The organism is Nocardia sp. CY41 (assembly GCF_009829325.1).
Lineage (GTDB): Bacteria > Actinomycetota > Actinomycetes > Mycobacteriales > Mycobacteriaceae > Nocardia.
In genome coordinates, this window is the sequence record NZ_VUOS01000146.1 from 1 (window position 1) to 510 (window position 510).

At 69.4% G+C, this 510-nt stretch carries 1 protein-coding gene; it reads right to left on the reverse strand.

Going from position 1 to position 510, the window contains the following annotated elements; translation table 11 throughout:
* Positions 1 to 510: lytic transglycosylase domain-containing protein (locus tag GVY64_RS37105; protein WP_201298341.1), on the reverse strand; the 510-nt coding region annotated here is incomplete at both ends.

Consider the following 510-nt stretch of genomic DNA (forward strand, 5'->3'; position numbering starts at 1 on the left):
CGGCGAGAGCGTGCCCGGTGCCACCAGATCCGGCGAGATCCGCACCTGCGTCGGCGAACCCCCCGTCCGATACGCCGCCGACCAACTCAGCACATTCGCCGCGTACGCCATCGAGTTGTTGTACCGCAACACCGCCCGCAGCTCCTGCGACCCGTCCCGCAGATCCGAACCCCCCGAACACAGATACTTCCCCGCCGCCAACGCCGCATCGAACACATTGTGCGGATCGGCCACCCCGTCCCCGTTCCCGTCCGCCCCGTAGGCACTCCACGTGCCGGGCAGGAACTGCATCGGACCCAACGCCCGCACATACCCCCCGTCCGCCGCCTTGATCACCTCGTTACCCGGCAGACTCCCATCCAACGCCGGACCGAAGATCGGCGCCACCGTCGTCCCCGCCGCATCCGTGCGCCCGCCACGAGCATGCCCCGACTCGATCCGCCCGATCCCCGCCAGCAAACTCCACGACAACCCACACCCCGGCGTCGAGGACGCCAACGCCAACTCCGC